Origin of the sequence: Bradyrhizobium sp. Leo170 (assembly GCF_004296405.1) — a bacterium.
GTDB lineage: Bacteria > Pseudomonadota > Alphaproteobacteria > Rhizobiales > Xanthobacteraceae > Bradyrhizobium.
The window spans coordinates 1-21,621 of sequence record NZ_PSRR01000041.1; the positions used below are offsets into that span (position 1 = coordinate 1).

The 21,621-nt window shown below is 60.3% G+C and carries 17 protein-coding genes and 2 pseudogenes; 8 read left to right on the forward strand and 11 right to left on the reverse strand.

Annotated elements, in window-relative coordinates; genetic code table 11:
• The first annotated feature begins 512 nt into the window (after positions 1 to 512).
• On the forward strand, positions 513 to 839 hold the full coding sequence (locus CWO89_RS10205) for a hypothetical protein (protein ID WP_130578497.1): 327 nt from the start codon (positions 513 to 515) through the stop codon (positions 837 to 839).
• Between the two features lie 99 nt (positions 840 to 938).
• Here CWO89_RS10205 and CWO89_RS10210 read toward each other — a convergent pair whose 3' ends face one another.
• Positions 939 to 2,522, reverse strand: coding sequence for a glucosamine inositolphosphorylceramide transferase family protein (locus CWO89_RS10210; protein ID WP_245475951.1), 1,584 nt, complete (start codon positions 2,520 to 2,522; stop codon positions 939 to 941).
• A 39-nt stretch (positions 2,523 to 2,561) separates the two neighbouring features.
• Positions 2,562 to 3,749 (reverse strand): glycosyltransferase family 4 protein, encoded by a 1,188-nt coding sequence (locus tag CWO89_RS10215; protein WP_130578522.1) that lies wholly within the window; start codon positions 3,747 to 3,749, stop codon positions 2,562 to 2,564.
• Positions 3,750 to 4,029: 280 nt separating this feature from the next.
• Between CWO89_RS10215 and CWO89_RS10220 the strand changes: the two are divergent.
• Positions 4,030 to 6,163, forward strand: a pseudogene (locus CWO89_RS10220) (GumC family protein).
• A 7-nt stretch (positions 6,164 to 6,170) separates the two neighbouring features.
• Here the strand turns inward: CWO89_RS10220 and CWO89_RS10225 are convergent.
• Positions 6,171 to 7,517, reverse strand: a complete 1,347-nt coding sequence (locus tag CWO89_RS10225; RefSeq protein ID WP_130578498.1) for a lipopolysaccharide biosynthesis protein — start codon at positions 7,515 to 7,517, stop codon at positions 6,171 to 6,173.
• Positions 7,518 to 8,047: 530 nt separating this feature from the next.
• On the opposite strand from CWO89_RS10225, the gene CWO89_RS10230 reads away from it, so the two are divergent.
• A complete protein-coding gene (locus tag CWO89_RS10230) occupies positions 8,048 to 9,268 on the forward strand; it encodes an FAD-dependent oxidoreductase (RefSeq protein ID WP_130578499.1) in 1,221 nt (406 codons plus the stop codon).
• A gap of 117 nt (positions 9,269 to 9,385) precedes the next feature.
• On the opposite strand, the gene CWO89_RS10235 is transcribed toward CWO89_RS10230, so the two are convergent.
• The gene (locus CWO89_RS10235) at positions 9,386 to 10,510 is read right to left on the reverse strand and encodes a GNAT family N-acetyltransferase (protein ID WP_130578523.1); all 1,125 of its coding nucleotides are present in this window, start codon (positions 10,508 to 10,510) and stop codon (positions 9,386 to 9,388) included.
• Positions 10,511 to 11,039: 529 nt separating this feature from the next.
• Between CWO89_RS10235 and CWO89_RS10240 the strand changes: the two genes are divergently transcribed.
• From CWO89_RS10240 to CWO89_RS10250, 3 genes and pseudogenes are all read left to right on the forward strand, one after another.
• Positions 11,040 to 11,855, forward strand: coding sequence for a WecB/TagA/CpsF family glycosyltransferase (locus CWO89_RS10240; RefSeq protein ID WP_130578500.1), 816 nt, complete (start codon positions 11,040 to 11,042; stop codon positions 11,853 to 11,855).
• Positions 11,856 to 12,048: 193 nt separating this feature from the next.
• Positions 12,049 to 13,334: pseudogene (locus CWO89_RS10245) on the forward strand (O-antigen ligase family protein).
• Positions 13,331 to 14,356: a glycoside hydrolase family 5 protein gene (locus CWO89_RS10250; protein ID WP_130578501.1), complete on the forward strand. Its 1,026-nt coding sequence runs from the start codon at positions 13,331 to 13,333 to the stop codon at positions 14,354 to 14,356. Before CWO89_RS10245 ends, CWO89_RS10250 begins: the two are co-directional and overlap by 4 nt.
• Here the strand turns inward: CWO89_RS10250 and CWO89_RS10255 are convergent.
• The 4 genes from CWO89_RS10255 to CWO89_RS10270 are packed head-to-tail and all read right to left on the reverse strand — an operon-like array spanning position 14,337 to position 18,578.
• Complete coding sequence (locus CWO89_RS10255) at positions 14,337 to 15,377, reverse strand: NADPH:quinone oxidoreductase family protein (protein ID WP_130578502.1); 1,041 nt, start codon at positions 15,375 to 15,377, stop codon at positions 14,337 to 14,339. The genes CWO89_RS10250 and CWO89_RS10255 overlap by 20 nt on opposite strands.
• Before the next feature lie 3 nt (positions 15,378 to 15,380).
• The gene (locus tag CWO89_RS10260) at positions 15,381 to 16,154 is read right to left on the reverse strand and encodes a crotonase/enoyl-CoA hydratase family protein (RefSeq protein ID WP_130578503.1); all 774 of its coding nucleotides are present in this window, start codon (positions 16,152 to 16,154) and stop codon (positions 15,381 to 15,383) included.
• A 19-nt stretch (positions 16,155 to 16,173) separates the two neighbouring features.
• Complete coding sequence (locus tag CWO89_RS10265) at positions 16,174 to 17,394, reverse strand: ABC transporter substrate-binding protein (protein ID WP_130578504.1); 1,221 nt, start codon at positions 17,392 to 17,394, stop codon at positions 16,174 to 16,176.
• Complete coding sequence (locus CWO89_RS10270) at positions 17,391 to 18,578, reverse strand: CaiB/BaiF CoA transferase family protein (protein ID WP_130578505.1); 1,188 nt, start codon at positions 18,576 to 18,578, stop codon at positions 17,391 to 17,393. Before CWO89_RS10270 ends, CWO89_RS10265 begins: the two co-directional genes overlap by 4 nt.
• A gap of 93 nt (positions 18,579 to 18,671) precedes the next feature.
• Here CWO89_RS10270 and CWO89_RS10275 point away from each other — a divergent pair, with 93 nt between their 5' ends.
• The gene (locus CWO89_RS10275; protein ID WP_207234444.1) at positions 18,672 to 19,313 is read left to right on the forward strand and encodes a TetR/AcrR family transcriptional regulator; all 642 of its coding nucleotides are present in this window, start codon (positions 18,672 to 18,674) and stop codon (positions 19,311 to 19,313) included.
• Entirely contained in the window at positions 19,310 to 20,365 is a 1,056-nt protein-coding gene (locus CWO89_RS10280) for a hypothetical protein (RefSeq protein WP_130578506.1), read from the forward strand. Before CWO89_RS10275 ends, CWO89_RS10280 begins: the two co-directional genes overlap by 4 nt.
• Positions 20,366 to 20,397: 32 nt before the next feature.
• Here CWO89_RS10280 and CWO89_RS10285 read toward each other — a convergent pair whose 3' ends face one another.
• The 3 genes from CWO89_RS10285 to CWO89_RS10295 are packed head-to-tail and all read right to left on the reverse strand — an operon-like array spanning position 20,398 to position 21,619.
• A complete protein-coding gene (locus CWO89_RS10285; RefSeq protein ID WP_130578507.1) occupies positions 20,398 to 21,105 on the reverse strand; it encodes a CbtA family protein in 708 nt (235 codons plus the stop codon).
• A gap of 6 nt (positions 21,106 to 21,111) precedes the next feature.
• On the reverse strand, positions 21,112 to 21,294 hold the full coding sequence (locus tag CWO89_RS10290; protein ID WP_130578508.1) for a CbtB domain-containing protein: 183 nt from the start codon (positions 21,292 to 21,294) through the stop codon (positions 21,112 to 21,114).
• 25 nt (positions 21,295 to 21,319) lie between these two features.
• A complete protein-coding gene (locus tag CWO89_RS10295) occupies positions 21,320 to 21,619 on the reverse strand; it encodes a hypothetical protein (RefSeq protein WP_130578509.1) in 300 nt (99 codons plus the stop codon).
• Positions 21,620 to 21,621: the final 2 nt, after the last annotated feature.

Sequence of the window (21,621 nt, forward strand, 5' to 3'; positions counted from 1 at the left end):
AGGAGGGTGGAAAGGTACGCAAAGCTCGGACGCAACGCGCCGCGAGAACGCGGACTCGCATCCTCATGCTGTTTGAAAATTGAATCATGACTCGCGGCGATGCTGTAGGGTGGGCAAAGCGACTTGTCCGCCGTAGCTCAACGAGCGAAGGCGGAAGCGTGCCCACCATCGCGAGCACGGCGCTGGATGGTGGGCACGGCGCAAGTGCGCCTTTGCCCACCCTACACCTCTACAACCGCTTGCTCGCGCCACAACAATTGTCTGTGGTTATGGGTCCTGCTTTCGCAGGGACGACACCGGTGTGAAGTGCGACAGCAGTAGGCTAGCGCAGGGAATGTCATCGCTTGACCTCAACTCTGGGTCCTCGAGCCGTGCCCACTGCCTGCATCCACTTCGCGAAAGGGATTTGTTCATGGAGATGAACCGCAGCTAAACGGCTGGGTATTATGTCGCAGCCCGGAACGTGGCGCTCCTTATGGGATTGAACTTCACACACGAAATGGAGTGCGACCATGAAGAGGTTAGCTATCACGTTGGCGGTCGGTGCTGCAGCGCTGATTGGTAGTGCGGCCACAAATGCGGCGGATCGGCAGGCGGCAGCAAAGACGGGCAGCTATGAGAGTCAGTCCACCGATCTGAGCGCTCGGGGAAGGGGCCATCACCATCATCACTACGGAATGCACCGTCATCACCATCACTACGGCTATCACCGCTACGGCCACCACCGGCATGGCTACTATCGCCCATACTACAACAGCTATGGATATCAGCGGCCGTACTACGGCGGGGGACCAGGTGTCACCTTCAGCTTCGGTAGCGGCGGCTATCGCGGCTGGTAGCGGAGAACGAAAGCCCGCAACGACGCGGGCTTTCTTTTTACATCTGGCTGACTTGATAAGCGCGAACCGTACCGGCGATGGTCGCTGACCACCGCGAAACTAATCGGCGGCCAGAACGCTGTTAGGGGCGTTTCGCGATCGGGCCGGCTTCCGCCGAGCAGCGTCACTCCCGGAGGATGCCGAAACGGTCGATACAGGTCCGTCTACGAAAGCCTTGAACTTCGGCTGAACCCGCGATCCGTCGATCACCTCGAGCTGGCCGCAGCGGTTCAGTGTGTGCAACTTCCTGCCCGGCCATGCAGGCCCTGGCTTGAGAGAGTGCCGAACGACTTGTCTGAATGTGGTCGGCGACAGTTCGAGAACTTCCGCAAGACCGAGCGCTGCGCCATATCCGTCGGAGCAATCCTGGACCGGCCGCCACAAGCTTCCATTGATGGTCACAAAGTTGCCCGCCGGCCGCGCACTTGCGCGATCCATCAGAACCGGATTGCTCGCATGTGGCAACCAGGGTCCAAAGAGCTGCTCGGCATAAAAGATCGCCAATGTGTCGGAATAGCCTCCGGTCCCGTCGCGCCAGGCTCCGAACAGATAGTACATGCCGTTGTGCCGCGTGATGGTCACGTCGGCCAATTCGAGCCCCGACAGCAACGTGCAGTGACGCTCCCATTTGTCCGGAAACCGAACGCATTTGTAAATCGCGACGTCCCGATGCTCCGTGCTTTCCGGGATCATCCAGAGTTCGCCATTATCCTCAATCAGAAACGGATAGGACAGATGCCAGGGCTCTTCCAGCACGGGGACGACGTTTGCGACCGGACCAGTGCGGTCGAACTCGACCGCGGAAATGATACCCTTGCCCACCCTGTGATCGAGATCTTCGAAGAAGACGAATGTCCTTTCCTTCCATTTGACCGGAAAGGGGTCCGCGTAGAAGTGATCTCCGGGATCCCCGAGCACTTTCCAGTCCGGCCCGGATAGATCTCCGGTCCGCCACACGTCGGCATTTTCGCTGTAGCGCCACCCGATGTGCCAATGAGGCGCATAACAGCAAAGGCGATATATTTCCTTCGCGATCGACAAGGCCAGGCCGCGCAGAACATATGTGGCTGCCGGCCGTGGGGCGCTTTTGCCGGCCGACGAAGCCAGCTCCGGAACTATTCTTGGCGCTCCTGACAGAATCGCAGCAAGCATGCTCAGGGTTCGCGCCATGACTGTTTCGAGCGCGCCGCTCAAGCCGACTGCAATTTCTCCGGACGGATGACCGCGATCGAGGACCGTGCCGTCGAGTTCATTGACGATTTCGATAGTCGGCAAGTCACCCGCGAGTATGGCTGCCAGCGCGGCGTTTTCGCCTTGTACCCCATTAAACAGCGGACGGAGATATAGCCGGGCGGAGCAGTCCGGATCCCGGGCGGCGCGTGTAAAATCGACAATCACGTCGGCCCTGCCGGCCTGGGCCTGCGACCGTTCCGGGATGACTTTCAGTTTGTCGGCGCCACCGCGCTGGCCCCTCCGCAATACCATCCGTTCAAGCTCGAGCAGCGCCTCCAAGCCAGCAGGCCGAGCTTCCGCAGTTGGCGTCCACGCGATTTGAACCGGGACATCCCGGCCGTTGACGGACAGCGCCTCACGGGACATCCACTGCCGTGCATGCTCGCGTTCGCAGCGAAATTCGATAATCATGTCCGGCCCATCTGCGCCCATGTGCCTAATGCGTACTGATCAAACAGCCTGGCTGAGAATTTGGACGTATTCCTCGACCATTGTGTCTACCGAATAGCGCGACCTCAGGCCTTTGGCGTTTTGCCGCAGTTCGTCGCTCAACGTTTTGTTCGTTAGAATTGTGGAAACGGCGGCCGATAATTTCGCATTGTCCGAGGCATCGACAAAGAGCGCCGTGGGTCTTCCTTCAAAAGACAGCACCTCGCGCAAAACGGGGAGATCGTTCACGACCGAAGGAACACCTGCGTTCGCAGCTTCAACCGCGGCCAGGCCAAAGGTTTCAGCTTGCGTCGGGAACACGAATACGTCGAGACAGGCGAGAAAGTCCGCCATCCGTCGCGGCGGAATCTCGCCGACAAGATGCAATCTGTCGGATACTTTCAACTCGTCTGCCAACAGCCTCAGCCGTGTCTCGTCCGCGCCTTGACCGGCCAGCGCAAGATGCCAGGACGGTTCGCTGCCTAAGAGACGTATCGTCGCATCGAGCCGCTTGTGAGGGTGCAATCTTGCAGCACAACCGAGCAGCACGCGATCGGGCGGCAGTTTGAACTGTTGCCGCGCGATATCCTTCGGCAGATCGAGCGATTTGTCGTCGAAGCCGTGTGGGACATGCTTCATGCGCGATCGATAAGGGGCGGGGTAGCGCGCGTACTCGCGCTCCATCTCCCGCGAGTTGAGCGTTATGCAATTGTAGAAGCCAACGCTGCCCATGACGATGTCGGCGGCGCGGACCGGCCAGCTCATCGACATCGCGGATGAAACCTGGTTGGCAATAACCGGAGCGCGACTGACGAGGCGCGATACGCCTCCGCCGATCACATTGCCAAAATGCTGGAACGTGAGGACGACATCGGGTCTGATGGCCCTGATATGGCTGCCGAGCTTCCACAGCATCCGCAACAGCGCCACCGGATCTCCTGGCCGGTTCTGCGCGCAATAGAACGTGTTCGGCGGTTCGTCGAAGGAATCTGATTTGCGGAAAAAGAAGAGATTGAAGACCTCATAGTCGCGCGCCGTCAGGCCGGCACCAAGCAGCCTTGTGATCTCCTGAGCACCGGCGTTCTCCGCCTGGGTCTGCACCAGAACGACACGTCGCTTCGGCTTTATGCTGTTTGACCGATCACGTGACGCTGCCGACGATCGTATCGGTGCCTCGCGCAATTCTGTGCTTGGCTGGTAACGGAACACGGATTCCTCAACGGTTGAGGGAGTGGGGATTCTTCCCCCCATTTTCGCAATGCCTATCACGCGTTGCTCGGTCCTACACCGGCCAGCGCACAATGGGGTTAATGCAGCACACCTCGTTCACTGGGGAGATCTCGTTGCACCGCGCGGAACATAGAGCCAGTTCGTTAACTAATTGGTCATGGCGTTGCCGAGAGAGGGTAACCGGCGATTAACCATAGATATTTACGTTGGGGGCAGGGCCACTGAACAGTGTCTGCCAGTTGAATTCGAGTCAAAACCCATGATGTTCGGTAGCCGCGCAGGCCCGAGACGTTCCGGTGAGACGGAGCCCACGGCGGCGTCGTGGGAAGCTCCGCGCCCGCCGCCCGGCACCGGATCCGCCGAACGCGTTAAGGGATTGCTAACCCTCTCCGGCACGCTTTCCTTTCTGCGGGAAAACGGCCGACGCATCGTGATGCTCGCGCTGGCCATCTTCGCCATTGGCGTCATCGCTCTGTTGCTGATTCCGGTTCGGTATGCAGCCACCGCGCTGGTCGTTGTCGATCCTCGAGAGCAGCGCGTGACTACGGATCAGGACGTGCTGCCGGGTATCGGTCAGGATGCGGCCGCGCTTCAGAGCCTGGTTGAAATCGCCAAGTCCGACGGTTTTCTGCGGCCGCTTATCGAACAGCTTAAGGTTCGAGACGACGAGGATATCGCCGGCGGTCAAACCGACACCACGCGTCTGCTCGAAAGATTCCGTAACCGGCTCGATATTTCCCGCCGCGGGTTGACTTACGTTATCGGCTTCAAATTCACCTCCAACCGACCGGATCGAGCCGCTTACTACGCCAACGCCATAGCTGAAGCGTTCGTCGCCAACCAGGGCCGTGTCCGCACCGAGGCGACCGACGAAGCAGCCGACTGGCTCAGTAGCCGCCTCAAGACATTGAACGACCGGCTGAGGGCATCAGAAGATGCGGTTGCCGCCTTCAAGCTCGAGCACAGGATCGTCAATGCGGGCAAGGACGCCACGACCCAGCAACTGCGCGTTACCGATCTGACGCAGCAGGTTTCTGCTGCTCGCGCTCGTACCGAAGAAGCAAAAGCCCGCTATGAGCAAGCGCAACGCGACCTAAAGGCGAATGTCGATGGGCCGGTCAGACAGGACCTATTGAGTGCCCTGCGAGCTCAGCGGTCGGCGCTCAATGACCAGATCGCGCAGAAACGTGCGGTGTTCGGCGATCGCCATCCCGACCTCGTCATATCGTACAGCCAGTTGAACGATCTCAACAGGCAGATTGAGATCGAGCGGAAGAAGAACATCGAAACTGCAAAGTCCGAATATGAAGCCCAACGCGAGCAGCAGAGATCGCTGGAAGATCAGTTGAAGGCGGTCGAATCGCAGATACTGGTCGACGGCCAGGCGCTCGTCAGACTGCAGGAGCTGCAGCGCGATGCGGAAGCCAACAGGAATATCTACGAGCAGTTTCTATCGCGGTTCAAGACCACCAATGAGCAGCGCCTGCTGCAGAGCTCGCAGACCAAGATCGCTTCGCTTGCCATTCCGCCGCTTCGTCCGACCCGGCCGCCGCTCACGTTGCTCCTCGCAGCGCTCGCGATTGCCTCGATACTGATATCGACGGCGGTAGTTGCCGTACCGGACATCAAGAACATTCTAGAGAAGCCCACCCCGAAGGTTCGCCGAGCAAATTCACCTTCGCTCCAGCCCGAATTGCCCCAGCTCTCATTACCCCCCCCAGCCCGAATTGCCGCTGAAGCTGCCGGTCTGGGCCCGCATTCCCGATCTTCCGGCACGAGAATTCACCAGAAGCGTCTGGCAAAAGCCGATTGCGGCAGCCGCCGAGCTCGATCTGAGTGCCTACCTGCGCTCGCTGATCGGGAAAATCGACGAGTTGCCGGGGTCTGGTGGCAAGGTAGCCCTCGTGATGTCGATCGAGAACGGCGCGGGAGGCAGCACTGTTGCGCGATCGCTCAATCGTTCGGCCCTGAACAAGGGGATGCTCAGCGTTCTGATCGAGCTGCAATCGGATCTGCCTGCAGTAAAGCCCGCCGCGGCCGACCGGCAGGAGCAGGGCATCACCAAGACAGACCTTCGCTCTGTCAATGTACTCTTGAGTGCCAGCACGCAAACAGGCGCGCTCCCTGCCGACGACATTCGCAAGGAGTTCGATCTGATCGTCGTCGATGCGTCATCCCTTGCTGCGCAACCCGACGTGAGGACGCTGGCGGCCCATGCCGATCTGATCGTCGTGGTCGTCCGTGACGGGGCCGCCGCTCCGGCGGCAATTCAACGGGCTACGGCCGGCCTGTCGAAGTCCGGTGCAGTGCCGACGGGGCTTGTCGTCAATCGCGTATCCATCAGTTCCGTCATTGTTCAATCTCAGCGCGAGACGTTGGGGCTGGTGAGCTGAACGGCCTCTAGTCCTTCGAGTCTGCGACACGAACCGGATACGGTTCGGCTTTCGAGAACAAGCGGCGAGAAAGCACAAGGATCGAAGGATCGACGCCCGTGCGGCGGCGGCACAGGATGTTGAGGGCGATGGTGGCGACCGCCAGCGAAACAGTGGCCGAAATCGCGGCGCCGAGCACGCCGAGCCAGGGAATTAGTACGAGAAATCCGATCAGCCGCAGCACGACATTCCCGGCGATGACGGGAACATAGTCACCCTCATGGCCGGTCACCTGCAGGATGGCTGCGGACGGACCGCCGGCGGCCTGAAAGGCCGTCCCGAGCGCAAGCACGATCAGCACCCACTGCTGGGCGGCGAAATGAGGCCCGAACAGGCCGAGAAGATGGGGCGCGCCGATCCAGACAAGGACGAGCCCGGCGACAACGCAAAGCGCGGTCACCTCCGCCATGAGCTGAAGCGTGTGGCCGAACTCTTGATGATTTTTGCTGAAGTAGAGCGAGGGCAGACGACGCGCCCCGAAACTATAAAGTGCGGCCGAGAGCATGGCGAAGATGTTCGCCAGACGGGATGCGGCAAAATAGATGCCGGCTGTGGCCGGATCCAGCATCCAGTAAATCAGGATCACATCGAAGTACTGATTGGCCGCCTCAAGAATGGAAGAAATCCAGAAGTGAAGCGCGCTCGATCTCCAGCGGGAGCTCTCCGAGCGCGCCGGCACATTGCGCAAATTCGGAAGGGCGCGTGCAATCGAAATGACCTGAACGGCGAGCCCCATGGCCATGGCGATCGCCATCACGGTAAGCAACTGTGCGGGATCGAGCAGCCCATGGCCGAACAATATCGCTACCAAAAACAGCACGACGACGACCCGCCAGAAAAACTCCCGATTGCCTTCCCCCATCAGAATGCTGATGAGCGATCGCGCGATCTGGCTGCCAAGCATCAGCCCTGCATTCACGGCCGTAAAGGCGGATACGGCCAGGATCAGCAGCCATCCGTCACCACGCACGCTGGCGCCGGCTGCGATCGCGGCAATGACGACCAGCATCCCAATGGAGGAGATCTTCAGGCTCGATAGCAGCACACCTTTGGCGAGATCGGCCTGTTCGCGCACCTGGTACTCGTTCAAGAACCGAACCAGGAGCAGTTCCTGGCCGACCAGCCCCACGACCGATGCGATCTGGGCGACAGAAAGCCACATCGCGAAAGCGCCGAACGCATCCGGCGACATGGTTCGTGCTGCCAGCGAGAAGACCGCAAACGCAAGGCCGCCGCTGCCAACCTTGAGAAGGATGGTCCCGGCAACACCGCGCGTCACGTCGCGTCGCATCAACTGGAGAATGGATTCGATCATGCGAAGTACAAGGCATCTTTCCTTTCAAGATGCTCGTAGCTGACAACGGCCCAATGCCTAACACGCACGCGAGCCGAGAGTGTTAATGTTCGGTACCTAAGATTTCGTTCTCCCCACCCGGCAAATGCACCGGCGCAAACTTGCCCTGTCCGGCGAACCTGCAGCCTTGCTTCGTTCTGGAACGCCGCTGTCCCGGCTGTCTTCAGACAGGGCAAACGATGGTTTCCCAGGATAGCCGCTGCGGCGGCACGAAGAGGATTGCCGAAGCCAAATCTGCGCAGCCACCGGCCGTTTGCACGAAAATGACCTGCTGACCTGACGATAAACAATGGTCCACCGGACTGCTGAGTAAGCGGGGAATAGATTTCACGATCCTCCTTGAGCAAGGCGCGTGCCGGGACGCCGCCCGATCTGGACTAGGACGCGGGCGTTAACTGCGATGCTCAAAAATGATCGTGCTGGTTCGGCGAAGTGGATATCAGGCGAGAAAATTGCAGTTCGGCCGCCATCAATCGTCGGAGCCGGCAACCATGATGGTGAATAGGGTGATACAACCGATCGCGGAAGAGGGATGTGAAACCATCACCACGGACGTTGCGATTGTCGGCGGCGGGCTGGCGGGATCGCTCGCGGCGGCAGTCCTCGCCAGGGCTGGCTGCCAGGTTGTGCTGATCGACAAGCGCGCGGTTTATCCGGAAGAATTCCGCGTCGAGAAGATCGCCGGACGACAAGTCGATGTCTTTCGCAGGCTCGGTTTCATCCGCGAACTCGAGGCGGTCGCGTGTGTGTACGACCGCGTGATCAATATCAGGGAAGGCCGGGTGGTCGACGTCAGTGCCGGCCAAACCTACGGCCTTCCCTATGCCGACCTCGTTGCCCTGGCACGACGTCTGATGCCGGGTCATTCCGGCTTCATTGTCGACCAGGTGACCGCTGTGAGTTGCAGCGATGACGTTCAACATCTCGTTTTGGCCTCCGGAAAGCGCGTCACTGCGCGTCTCGTTGTCCTGGCGACGGGCATGGCCGGAGCTCTTGGATACGGTCTCGGAATCACGCGGCGGATTCTTGCCGAGCGCCATTCGGTTTCGTTCGGCTTCACGATTGCGCGTCCGGACAGTTCGCCGTTCGAATTCGAAGCGCTAACCTGCTATGGCGAGCGGGCCATCGATGGCGTCGACTATCTCAGTCTGTTTCCGGTGCGGGCCGGTATGCGGGCAAATCTGTTCTTGTTTCGCGATCCGACCGACCCGATCATGCGTGAGCTGAGACGGGAGACAAGATCGACGTTGCTCAGATTCATGCCGGGATTGCAATCCTATCTCGGAGATTTCAGCGTCATCGGTCAGGTGCAGAACTGGGTGATGGACCTGTCTGCCGCCGAAGGACATCTGCAGCCGGGCGTCGTGCTGATTGGCGACGCGTTTCAAACCAACTGTCCGGCAGCCGGCACCGGAGTGAGCCGTCTTCTGGTGGATGTTGAACGTCTTTGCACGGAGTATGTGCCACGCTGGCTCGAAACCAGCGGCATGGGCAAGGAGAAGATATCGGAGTTCTATTCCGATCCGGCCAAGATTGCTGCCGACCAACACTCCCTGCAAATGGCGCGCTTTCGGCAGGCACTGACGTCGAGCAGCGACATAAGATGGAACGTGCGGCGCAGGGTGCATTTTCTTCGACGCAATATCACCCATCGGGTCGACGGGATTCGGCCGGGATGGATCGCACGAGTCCGTGGCGCGCTTCGTGCCTGAAGCATGATCCGGAAAAGTGGATACCGGTTTTCCGAAAAATGATCATGCTCAAACAAAGAGCTAAAACCGGATGACGATTCGAAGAAAAGAATCGCGCTTTGGCGAGCACGTTTAAGTTCAGGTGCGGACCGGCAGCAGCTTGAATTCGGCCATCCTCTTGGCGGCCAGTTTGATCCAGGGCGCCTGTCGTAACGCGAACAGAGCAAGGGAGCCGGCGACGCTACCCGCCTGAGTCACGCTCCACAACGGGGAGGGCTGGCCGCCAAACATCTTCTTGTACGGCTCGTCGCCAATGGTGAAGTCCAGGATCTGATCCTCGCGCTCGATGCAATCCCTGGCGACTTGTTCGAACATCAGCGCGCCGATGGATTGGCTCTTGTATCCCGCGATGTCGAATGCGCTCATAATGATGAGGAAACTGCCGCGGTGGCACAATCCCAGCACTGCCGCAATCAGGTTGCCGTCCATTTTCATGGTGTAGAGACGAACAAAGGCACCCAGGCCGCGGAGCGCCACGGAGGAATAGAAGTCGAAATATTCGGGACGTTGCAACAGGTCGCCGTCGCCGTCGCCTCGGAAACGCGGGCCTCGAAAGTTCTTCATCATCTCCATCGCCGCCATGATGGATGCGCTGTCGTCGCAGCATGAAAAGCTCAATGTGCCCTTCTTCTGGAGCTGGCGCAGCTTCTTTGCGAGTTCCTTCTGATAGGAGCGGCTCAGCGCGCTCGCCCGCCATTGCTCGAAGGGGGCGACTAGCACTGTCGCGTACGCGTTCATCTCCATGACGATGCGGCGAGGCGCTGCCATAAGATTTTCGATCGGCATTCTTCCATCAGGAAGCTTGCACATTCGCAAGAGATCGAACGGCCTGACGAGCTGCCGGAGCGTCAGGCAGGCATCCTCGTCCTGGAGCAGCTCGGAAAATGCCACGGCCGTGCCGACAGGGGTCAGATAATCGGACACGCGGAGATCAGCGAATTCAACCGTCTGCATCGGCCCGCGCGACACCCGCATCAAAGGCAATACCATCGTCAGTTTTTCGGTCGCGGGACGGCGGATCGTGACGATCAGGGGTTTGGCTGCCGCGGCGGGCGCGAGCTTACGGTAGAGCGTATCCAGCCACACCGGATGCTCGAACGCTGTCGCGTCCGAGCCATCAAACAGTTCGGCGTACTCTTGATTCAAAAAATCAAATGCATTGTCGATGCAGACATCGAACGCGTCGTTATTATTCTTGTTCATACGTGCGAAAGGCAAACCGGACTTTTTCAGCGCGCCGGTCGAGCCGGAGCTGCGACCTTCTAGCACAGCCAGACCGGCGGAGACACGGGCAGAGTGCGATTTGGATTAATGTATTGTGGTCGTCGCCCGGTGCGCGGATTCTTACCAAATGTTTGATAGCCGGCCGACCTTGCCACCGCCGCGCAGCGCGTAACGTTTCGTTATGGTTAGCGAGCCCGTCGCACCGTTTGCTAACGGTTAACCAGTTCAGGCAGCTTTGAACTGTCGCGACCACTCGCAGCCGCCAATGGACCGCATATTGCAGTTCGCGTAGACAACAATCGGAATCTCTAACTGAAGCGCTTGAGTCATGATGAAAGAGCAAGTTTCCGGCCCGATTTCGACATCACGGGACGAGGACGAACGCAAGTCGCGTGTCGAATTCGGTCGGACTGTCTCGACCGTCCGGATTTGTGACACTCCGCGCGAAGCGCCGACACAAGTGTCAACGGGCCCAACTTCACGCTGTGAACCGTCGCAGAAAGACAAAGTGCGTGAACGTCGCGCGAACCTCATCGGCAGAGCGGCCACCGCCGAGGTTCCGCGTGTCACCGTCGGCGGGCTCCGGCTCGCCGTGCTCGATCTCGAGCAGACCGCCGATTTCATGATCGAGCAGGTTTCGCCAAAACGCCGTGCAAACCGTCCGCTTTATCTGACCTCGGCCAATGGCGAGGTGGTGGCGCGCTGCTCGACCGAGCCGATGACGGACCGCCTGTTTCGCGCCGCCGACCTCATCAATGCGGACGGACAGCCGCTGGTCACGGTGTCACGGTTCAAGTCATCGCAGCCGCTGCCGGAGCGGGTCGCCACCACCGACCTGTTCCACATCGTCGCTCGCAAGGCCGAGGAGGCCGGGCTCTCCTTCTACATGTTCGGCGCTGACGAGGCGGAGAATGCCGCCGCCGTCGCCAATGTCCGCAGGATGTATCCGAAGCTGAAGATCGTCGGTCATTCGCATGGCTATCTGCGCGGCGACGCGCTGCGCGCCAAGGTCGACGAGATCAATGCGCTGGCGCCCGACTATCTCTGGGTCGCGCTCGGCGTGCCCTACGAGCAGGCCTTTGTCGAGGAGTTCACGCCCGGGCTCTCCAACGTCGGTGTCATCAAGACCTCGGGCGGGCTGTTCAACTTTCTCTCCGGCAGCCGCCCCCGCGCGCCGCAATGGATGCAGAATGTCGGGCTGGAATGGGCCTGGCGGGTCTGGCTCGAGCCGCGCCGGCTGTTCTGGCGCTATCTGACCACCAACCCGCGTGCGCTGTACCTGCTATTTAACAGGAGCCATTCCACGCCAACCAAGCACGACTGACGCTGCGCAGCTCGAAAATGCGCCGCGATGTATTCTCGGCCCGCCCAGTGCGGCGCGATCTGTACCCATTGAGATTGGCATTTGCCGGAGCCGCATTGGCGTGGCGTCCTGCGCACCCGCCGCGACCGGCGACGATAGCAAATAATTAACCGTGCTTCACGAAGCTCATTCCATGACCGGAGCACAAATTCAGATGGACACGGGCGCGCTTGACGGCGCGATCCGGCAAACGCGCGGTATCGACATCGAGCGGGCCGCTAAGGCCATCATGAATTGGTCCATCACCATCAATGTGGTGGCATCGATGGGGACCTTCAACACTGCCCTGTTGGCGGTGGAACAGACTTTCCTGCAGCAGTTCGCTGCGTTGTCGATGTGGATTGTGCTGATTTATGCAAGCGCGTTTGTGCGCCCCAACCTGCGGCTGGGGTTCAATCTCGACCTGATCGCGATCGTTTCGTTCTACGTCCTTGCCGCCGTTTCCGTGCTTTGGACAAATCTGGGCCTTGCGGCCATCATGAAAAGCGCGGCTCTTGTCATAACAACCTTCGGCGCATTCTGCCTTATCACGCGACTTGACATCGACGATATCGTCAAATCGATCACTCGGGGCCTCTTTGTACTGGTTGCGGCATCCGCTTTTTTCGCGATGTTCGTGCCGGATATCGGAATTGACCGCAGTTGGATGCACAACGGTCAATGGCAAGGTGTTTACGAATCAAAGCAGACGCTCGGCTTTGTGGGCGCCTATCTCATGTTCTTTGCCTATTATCGAAAGATAACAGGGCAGAGATGGCTACCCTTCCTTGTTACATTCCTGCTCGCTTCAATGTGCGTCCTGGCTTCGGGCTCGCGAGGCGCCGGTGCTGTGGCGTTGGCGGCCTGCGGTTTGCTTTTCACCTCCCTGCGGTCGGTGAAATGCATGAAAGTCTATACGGTGTTGCCCTTTGTCATGTGCATCATGGCGGGCTTCCTGATCCTGTATTTTTACCTGACTGGGTATGACGCCATCCATCTCTTTGATTTGAGCATCGACTTCACGGAGAGAACCTTCATTTGGCAGTATGCGATAAGCCACTTCGACGATGCGCCATTGCTCGGTTTTGGGATAAACGGATTTTGGACGACCCAATCGATCTACGATTATTTCGAGCAGAACCACGGTTGGGTGCTCGACAACTACCACAGCGGCTACATCACCATTCTCATGGAAACGGGACTTTTGGGTTACCTGCTTTTTGCGGCAAGCGTCTTCCTGTTTTCGAACAAGGTGCTCCATCTGATTTCATCCCGATCGATCGATTCCATTGTGCCCTGATCATAGGGTTCTCCGTCCTCAGTTTTCAGACCAATTTTACGGAGACGATATTTCTTCGTTCCACGATGTTTACATCCGTGCTGTTGCTGGTGTTCTTCCTCGCAACCTGTCGGCCGGTACTGCCGGAAGATCACAGCTATCGTGAGTTGGCGCAGGAATGATTGCTATACTTGCCGGTTGGCCAAAAGCGCTCAAGCTTCTCCCGCTGGCCTTCGTCTTTGCGGCGTGGATGCCACGGGCCTACGGATCTGAGCAGATCGCATTCCGCGAGGTCGCGGGCTTGGGACGTGGCATCAATATTCTGGGGTATGATGGCATCTGGGAAGGGGCCGAGAATGCGCCATTCCGTTTAGAGAACCTGACTGCAATTCAAAGGGCTGGTTTCTCGCATGTCAGAATCAATTTCTTCGGCTTCAAGCATATGGATTCGAATAACATCCTTGATGAAGCCGTCTTGAAGCGCCTCGATAGAGTTATCGAAGAGGTTTTTGCAAGGAAGCTCATTCCCATTCTGGATGAGCACGACACCGATTGTTGCCAGCGTTATATCTCGGGATGTGCCGAGAAGCTCAAATCGTTCTGGAAGCAGATCGCGTCGCGTTATGCAGGGAAGTATCCTGCGCTTTTATTCGAAATTCTGAACGAGCCCGGGGGACATATGACCTCGGCTGAATGGAACTCACTGCTCAATGAATGTCTTGGCATCATCAGGGTCACGAACCCTGAGCGAACTGTAATTGTCGCTGTTCTCAACACCGACGATGCGCCTATTGACGAATTGGTTCTTCCGGCCGGCGACAGAAAACTGATCGTGACTTTTCACTATTACGCGCCCATCAGGTTTACGCATCAAGGCGCGCCATGGTCCCGAACATTTTCGACGATTCGGCCCCTGGATTGGGGTGCCCGCGAGGACGAAGCGAGAGTTGTCGCTGATTTCACCAGAATCAATCTCTGGTCACAGCGAGAAAAACGTCCCATCTATCTTGGCGAGTTTGGGGTTTATGAACGCGCGCCATCTGAAAGCCGCCAGAGATACCTGTCGTTCGTGGCGCGAAACGCCGACCGATTTGGCTGGGCATGGGCCTACTGGCAGTTCGACCACGATTTCGCTGCGTTCGACAGCGTTCGTCAAACCTGGAATTGGGACGTTTTGCACGCTCTCATGCCGTCTGCGCAGTGAAGCTGTCGGCGGCCCTGTCTCCCGGCGCGAGAACGATCTTGCCGATAACTTCACGCCGCTCGACCCGTCGGAGGGCGTCTGCGAATTGCGGCAGCGGAAGCGTCTGATCGACTGGCGCGCGAAGCTTGCCTGCTTCGTGAAGTGCGAACAGTTCCTCGAACAGGTTTTTCACCCTTGCACGCAAGACGGCGTCCGCCTTGGACTTGCCCCACGCCATGTAGAACCCCCAATAGAGCCCGATCACGGTCAGGTTCTTCACCAGGATGATGTTTGCAGGGATTTGGGGAATGCGGCCGGATGCGAAGCCGATCGGCAGAAGGCGGCCGAGCGGAGCGATGCAGCGCAAGGAATTGTCGAAGACGTCGCCGCCGACCGGATCGAATACGACATCGGCGCCGCGGCCTTCCGTGATCTCGAGCACGGAGCTGCGAAAATCGTCGTGCTTGTAATCGATCACGTGATGCGCGCCATATTCTGCGGCAACAGCGGTCTTGCGTTCTCCACCGGCGGTCGCGATCACGCGCGCGCCGAGCGCGCGGCCGATCTCGACGGCGGCTAACCCGCTCGCGCCCGCGGCGCCATGGACCAGAAGGGTTTCTCCGGGCTTGAGGTTTGCCCGCCACGCAAGGCCCGCATAGGCAGTGGCGTAGATCGTCGGGAACAGCGTGGCGCCGGCGAAGCTCAGCGAATCCGGAATCTTGAAGACGTTGGCGGCATCGACGATCGCCTCCTCGGCGAATCCTCCGGACGGCAATCCGGCGCAGACACGATCACCGACCCTTAGCTCGGTCGTTGCATTGGGGGCGATTTCCAAGACGACGCCGGCGACTTCCGTTCCTGGAATAAAGGGTAACGATGGACGGTTTTGGTGCTTGCCCGCAATGAACAACAGATTGGCGAAGCTTACTCCGGCGGCGTGCACCGAGATCCGAACTGCTCCGGCTTCGAGAGACGGGTTCGGGACTTCTTCGAAGGATAAATCGTCTATGCCGCCGAATTGCCGTCCGATCACCGCCCGCATGCGCTAGTCCTTCTCGATCGCGCCATGACGTCCCGCGCCGGACGCAAAGCGGGTAGCGCCACCGCGTGCTTCCTTCTGACGAGCCTCCAGCGACAGGCTCGTTTCAAGTGCGAGAGCTTCCTTCTCGGACAGATTCCACTGGCGAATGGCCGACATCCTGTCGGAGCGCATCGCGATTTGCGGAAAGGCCGCGATCTCGTGCGCCAGCGCGACGGCAGCGGAGAGGGCTTCCCCGGTGGGCACCAGCCGGTCGGCAAGCCCGATCGCGACTGCTTCCGCGCCCGATACTTTCCTCGCCGTCAGCAACATATCGAGGGCGCGCCCGGCGCCGATGAGGCGAGGTAGCCTCACCGTCGTGCCGTCACTCATGGGAACGCCCCATCGCCGCGAGAGCACGGCGAAGGTCGCGCTCTCCTCGGTGACGCGCAGGTCGCATCGCAAGGCGATGCCGAGCCCCCCGGCACACGCGTAGCCCGCCACGGCGGCGATGACCGGCTTCGCGAGCAAGTCGTGGCACGGACCGTCCGGATCGCCGCCCCAAGGCTTGTACTCGCGGCCGGCAGCGAGCTCCTTCAAGTCGGCGCCGGCGCAGAAGTTTCCTCCCGCGCCTGTCAGCACTGCGACCGCCTGATCGGGCGCACTGTCGAACGCCCGCAGCGCCTTGGTCAGTTCGGCTGCGGTCTCATTGTCGAGAGCATTGCGGACTTCCGGACGGTTGATGGTGATGATCGTCACCGGGCCGTTGTTCTCGACCAGCAGCTTGCGGTTCTCGGCCATGCCCGACGCGCTCCTCGGCTCAGTGGGTTTTCAGGAGTGGACACTCGCTTTCGTCGGCCGGACGCCAGGCTTTGTCGCCCGGAATCGTCGCGACGATCTTCCAGTAGTCCCAGGGTCCCTTCGACTCCTCGGGCTTCTTGACTTCGGTCACGTAGAGATCGCGCAGCAAACGGCCATCCGCGCGGATCTTCGCGCCGTGGGTGAAGGCGTCCTCGACGGGCATCTCGCGCATCTTGGCGGCCACCTTGGTCCCATCGTCCGTTCCGGTCGCAGCGACCGCTTTCAGATAATGGACCACGGAGCTGTAGACGCCGGCCTGCACGATCGATGGCGGCCGGCCCATCTTGTCCCAGAAGCGCTTGGCGAAGGCGCGGCTGCCGTCGTCGAGGTCGTGATAATAGGTCGTCGAGGAGACCAGACCCTGTCCGTTCTTCAGGCCCATGGCGTCGACGTCGTTGATGAACATCAGGAAGGTCACGACCTGTGTATTGGAGCCGATCACATTGTATTCCTGCGCCTGCTTGATCGCGTTGCTGGTGTCGCTGCCGGCGGTGGCGAGCGCAAGCACCTTGGCTCCGGAGCCCTGCGCCTGGAGCAGGAACGAGGAGAAGTCGGGAGTGTCGAGCGGTGCACGTACGCCGCCGATGACCTTGCCTCCGCTGGCCACGATGCGCTTGGTCGCCTCGCTTTCCATCGACTTGCCGAACGCATAGTCCGCGGTGATGAAGAACCAGGTGTCGCCACCGCGCTTCAAGACCCCTTCCGGTGGAGCGGCGGCGAGCGCATAGGTGTCGTACATCCAGTGAAAGCTGTAGGGTGAACAGGCCTTTCCGGTGATCTCGGCGGTCGCAGGCCCTGACAACAGGATGACCTTCTTGCGCTCGCGCGAGACGTTCTGCATCGCGAGCGCCGCCGCTGACGATCCGCCATCGGCGATGACGTCGACACCCTGCGCGTCGTATTCCTGGCGCGCGAGATTGGCGGCGATATCGGGCTTGTTGGCATGGTCGGCCGAGACGATCTCGATCGGGGCGCCGGCGACCTTGCCACCGAAATCCTCCGCTGCGAGTTGCGCCGCGAGGATCGAGCCCTTTCCGCCGGCGTCGGCATAGATCCCGGTCATGTCGTTGAGGATGCCGATGCGTACGACGTTGTCGGACACTTGCGCGACCGCGGAGGATGCCATCAGACTGGCGAGAAGGCCGGCCGCGATGGCACTCGTTGTTGCTCTTGCTTTCATTTTCTTACCTCCCTTTGGTCTGCCTCGATGACCGTGCTGTCTTCGACGAGCCGGTCGACCGCAGTTTGCGAATAGCCGTGTTCGATGAGGATCTCGCGCGTATGCTCCCCGAGCCTGGGCGGCGTGGGCGCGTGTGCATTGGGCGCCGCGGTGCCGGGAAGCAGGGTGAGCGGAAGGCCTTCGAAGGCGCCGCCCTGAAGCGTCGCAGCCAGCCCGAGGCCCTGCACGTGAGGATCGGCAAGGAAGGCCTGGTAGTCCTGAACGGGACCGCACAGCACGTCCTGTTCCTCAAAGGCGCGAACCCAATGTGCACTCGGCCGGGTGCGAAGGATGTCAATGACTTCGCCGGTTATTTCGCCAGCCTGCGCCAGGCGGCCGGCTTCGGTCGCAAAACGAGGGTCCTCGATCCAGTCGGATTTGCCCAGCGCACGGCAGATGCCCCGGAACATGGCGTTCGACACGCATGAGAGATTGATGTGGCCGTCCGAGGTGGCGAAGGTTCCGATCGGCACGCTCAAAGGCGGGCTCGGACGGTCACGATGCATGGCATCGTCAATGATCGGCATCGCCTGAAACGCCGCCGCGACCTCCACGAGCGAGATCCTGATGTGACGTCCGCCGCGTCCGGAGAGGCGCCTGTAGAGCGCTGCACCGACCTGCTGGGCCGCGTAGATACCGGCGGCGGTATCGACCGCCAGCATTCCGATCCGCCGCGGCGTGCCCGCGCTATCGCGATTCATTACCATCATGCCCGTGAAGCCCTGGATGATGGTGTCGGTGGCGGGACGATTTTCGTAGGGGCCGGGGCCGAAGCCGAGGATCGAAACGTAGATCAGATCGGGATTGGCTGGCCGCAACTGCGCATCGGCGATCTGCAGCCGCTCCACAACACCGGGACGGAAGTTTTGGATCACGATATCGGCTGAGGCCGCGAGGCCGGCGAGAACTTTGCGGCCGTCCGGCCTGGTTCCGTCGATGCAGATCGCGCGCTTGCCGATATTGGGAACGAGGCTGAAGGCTGTGTGCCCATCGACCGATCCGCCGATCGTGCGGGCCCAGTCGCCGCTCGGCGGCTCGACCTTGACGACGGACGCGCCGCCGCGGGCGAGGATAGCTCCGCAGTAGGGACCCGCAAATCCCTGGCTTACGTCGAGGACACGCAGCCCCGCGTAATCGTCCGTCATCCACCCTGCCTTTTCTTAGATACTGAGTAGTATGTTGCAGCCTACCGAGTAGTATGTTTGGATGTCAATTGCGCGCAGCGCAGGAGGGGTATCTTGAGCAAGCTTGGCAAAATCGAAACCGGCGAGCCGTTGGCGGATCGGAGGATCGACATTCTCGACGCTGCCGCGCGCGCTTTCATGCGCCAGGGCTTCGCCGCCACGTCGCTCGATCGGGTGAGCGACGAGATCGGTTCGACCAAAGGGGCGATCTATTATTATTACCGAAGCAAGTCCGAGCTCTTCTTCGCCGTGCACCGCCGTGGCATGGAACTGACACAGGCGGCGATCCGGCCATCTTTCGAGACCCCGGCTTCCGCGCGCGACCGCCTGCACGGCATGGCGGTCGCCCATACCATCCTGGTCATCGATCACCTGCCTTATCTGCGCGTGATCGCGCAGGGACTGGAAATGCATCTTCTGGAACGCACGAACGAGAGCGAGAGGGCGGAGCTTGCCGATGTCGCCGCGCTGCGCGAGGCCAACGAGAACCTCTATATCCGGGTGATCAAGGATGGGGTCGCTTCCGGCGAATTCAGATCCGTCGATGCCAAGCTCGCCGCGAAGCCATTGCTTGGCGCCTTGAACTGGACGTCGCGCTGGTACCAACCGCGTCCCGGAGAGACGCAAGCGGCCAAGAAACGCGTGGCGGAGTCGATCGCGGATTTCGTGGTCGCCGGTTTGGAGAAGAAAAATTGAGCGGAAGTGCGGAGAGCCGAGCCAAGGATGACGTCGCCGCCTATCGGGCCGTCGAACTGATCTACCATTCCTATCTCACCGGCCTCATCCTGATGCTATCTTCCCGCGCCGGCGCGGCGCGCGCGGCCGAGGTGGTGTTTCGGACCTTCCGACGCCAGCAATTGGCGCGCTTTGTTCCGGGGTTGAAAAAGCTGGGGCTCGACAAGCTCCCGCACGCAGTGGCCTGCGCGCAATACCATTATCTCTCGAACCAGGTCGGCGGCGTTAAGGTCGAGTATGTCTACGAGAGCGATCAAAAGGCCTGGGTACGATATCCGCCGCCGCGATGGATCTGGTCGGGCACCGCGATCTGCGGCATTCCATCGGAGGTGTCGCGCGCGATGCTGCGAGGATGGCACGCCAATAACGGCGTCGTCCTCGGTAATCCACGGCTGGGCTTCGTCTGTACCGGCCAGACGGTCGACGGACAGCCCGGCCTGGAAGGCTACTACAAGGAGTGGGATCACGACCTTACTCCCGATGAACGGCTGCAATTCTCACCTGGCGAGCAATGTCCCCCGTTTCGAGCGGATCTTGCGCCACGGCTTCCGGAAAACACCTGGCCAGAAGAGCGCCTTCAGAAAGTCCTGCGCAACTACGCGATGGAATACATCACGTCGATCGTGCCGGAAACCATCACCGTGCTCGGTCCTGAGGAGGGTGGTCACCTTGCTGGCGCTGCAGCGCGGCTGGTGGGGATGCATACCTTTGACGACGTCGCTTCGCTGCTCGGCGGTGTCGGTCCTGGGGCTGCGGGCTTCGCCGGCGCGTTCGCTCGCATTGCCTGTGGGCAGGGCGATGACGCCGAGTTGCGCGTGCAGGGCGCGACCGCGACGGTACGGCAGACCTCATGGCACCTGATGGCAGAACGCGGGCCGCTGTCTCCGGCGGTGTTCGACGCCTGGAATGAACTGTGGGTCGGCGCCGCGCTCGCGCATGATCGTTTCATGCGTGTCGACATGAGGGAGCGCCGTGATCGCGGCGATCCGTCCTGGTGCTGGCAATTCCGGTGAGGAGCCAGCGGGCGCAGCCTGACGATCGCCGCCTAACTTCGTTGTCTTGATACTTTCTCGAACGCGAGGCTCGTTGCGATGCCCAACAGGCTCCAGAACAAAAGTCCGGTGAGTACGACGGTCACCACGAACTGGTGAGAAAGGGAGGCCGGCACTTCGACATGAGACTCGGGCGCAACAGGCGCGCCGACGAGATGCGGTATGATAATGAGTATGAGCCCGAGGACCGCAGCCCACGGTTCGGAGCGCAGGATCAGGAGGTAGAGCGCCGACGCTGTCAGAGCAGCGGTTGCGACCCACCAGATTTGCCGCGCGGTGAGATCGGCGACCGGCAAACCCGGCAGCTCCGGAGGGAGGCCGAGACCGGGCGCCGCGACAAAAACGACGAAGCCGCCAAGGCCCCAAAACAGACCCTCGCGCCAATGGACCGGTCGTTGCCGAAGCGCATAGATGCTGGTGAGCATGAGGCCGAAGCCAATCGCGGTAAGGATGTTGGCGGCGACGGTCAGGGCGTTGCGCTGCAAGCCCTCTTCGGGTTCCCATTCCGCATCGTGATGATGATCCGCTTCACCACCACTGGAATGGGCGGCCTTTTGCTGCGCATCGGCCGCGGCTTTCTCGTAGATTTCGCTCTTCTGGATCAGCGGCACGGTTCCGAAGAACTGCACGACCGATATCAGCGCGCCGACGATCAACCCGGCAAGCGACGCCGCAAACACGATCGATCTGAAGACGTGCATCTGTCGTCAGTGACAGGGGAAGGCGTTCGCGTGGCGCACGTCGTGGGCGGCGTTATGGACGGCACTGATGTGCGAAAAGCCGACCATGCCAACGACGAACAGACCGAGAGCCATCGCCAGAACGGCCTGAACGATGACATTCGTGCCGGTTGCAACGGCTGTAAAATCGGCTGACTGCGTCTGCTGCATGGTGATCCTCATTCCGCGAGTCATTCTAGCCCACGGCATCGCCCGATGCGACCGAATTTTTTATCCGGCGACGGATGTCGCGGCTCGTGAGATGAAAGTTCTCCGTTTCTCGGATGCTTCTGGCGATCAGCTTGGCGTGGGCCGCCGCTTCGAACGAATCGCGGTGTATCAGGTAGAAGTCGATGCACTGCCGTGGCGAAGGCGTGTAACCCAGCAGCGTCCGGAATGCGCGCCGGTGCATGACGCATATACCCATGTGTCCGGTGGGACGGAATGCCAATGAATCGATGTCGCTTCGCCAGATCGGTTCGCTCTTGTCAGACACCG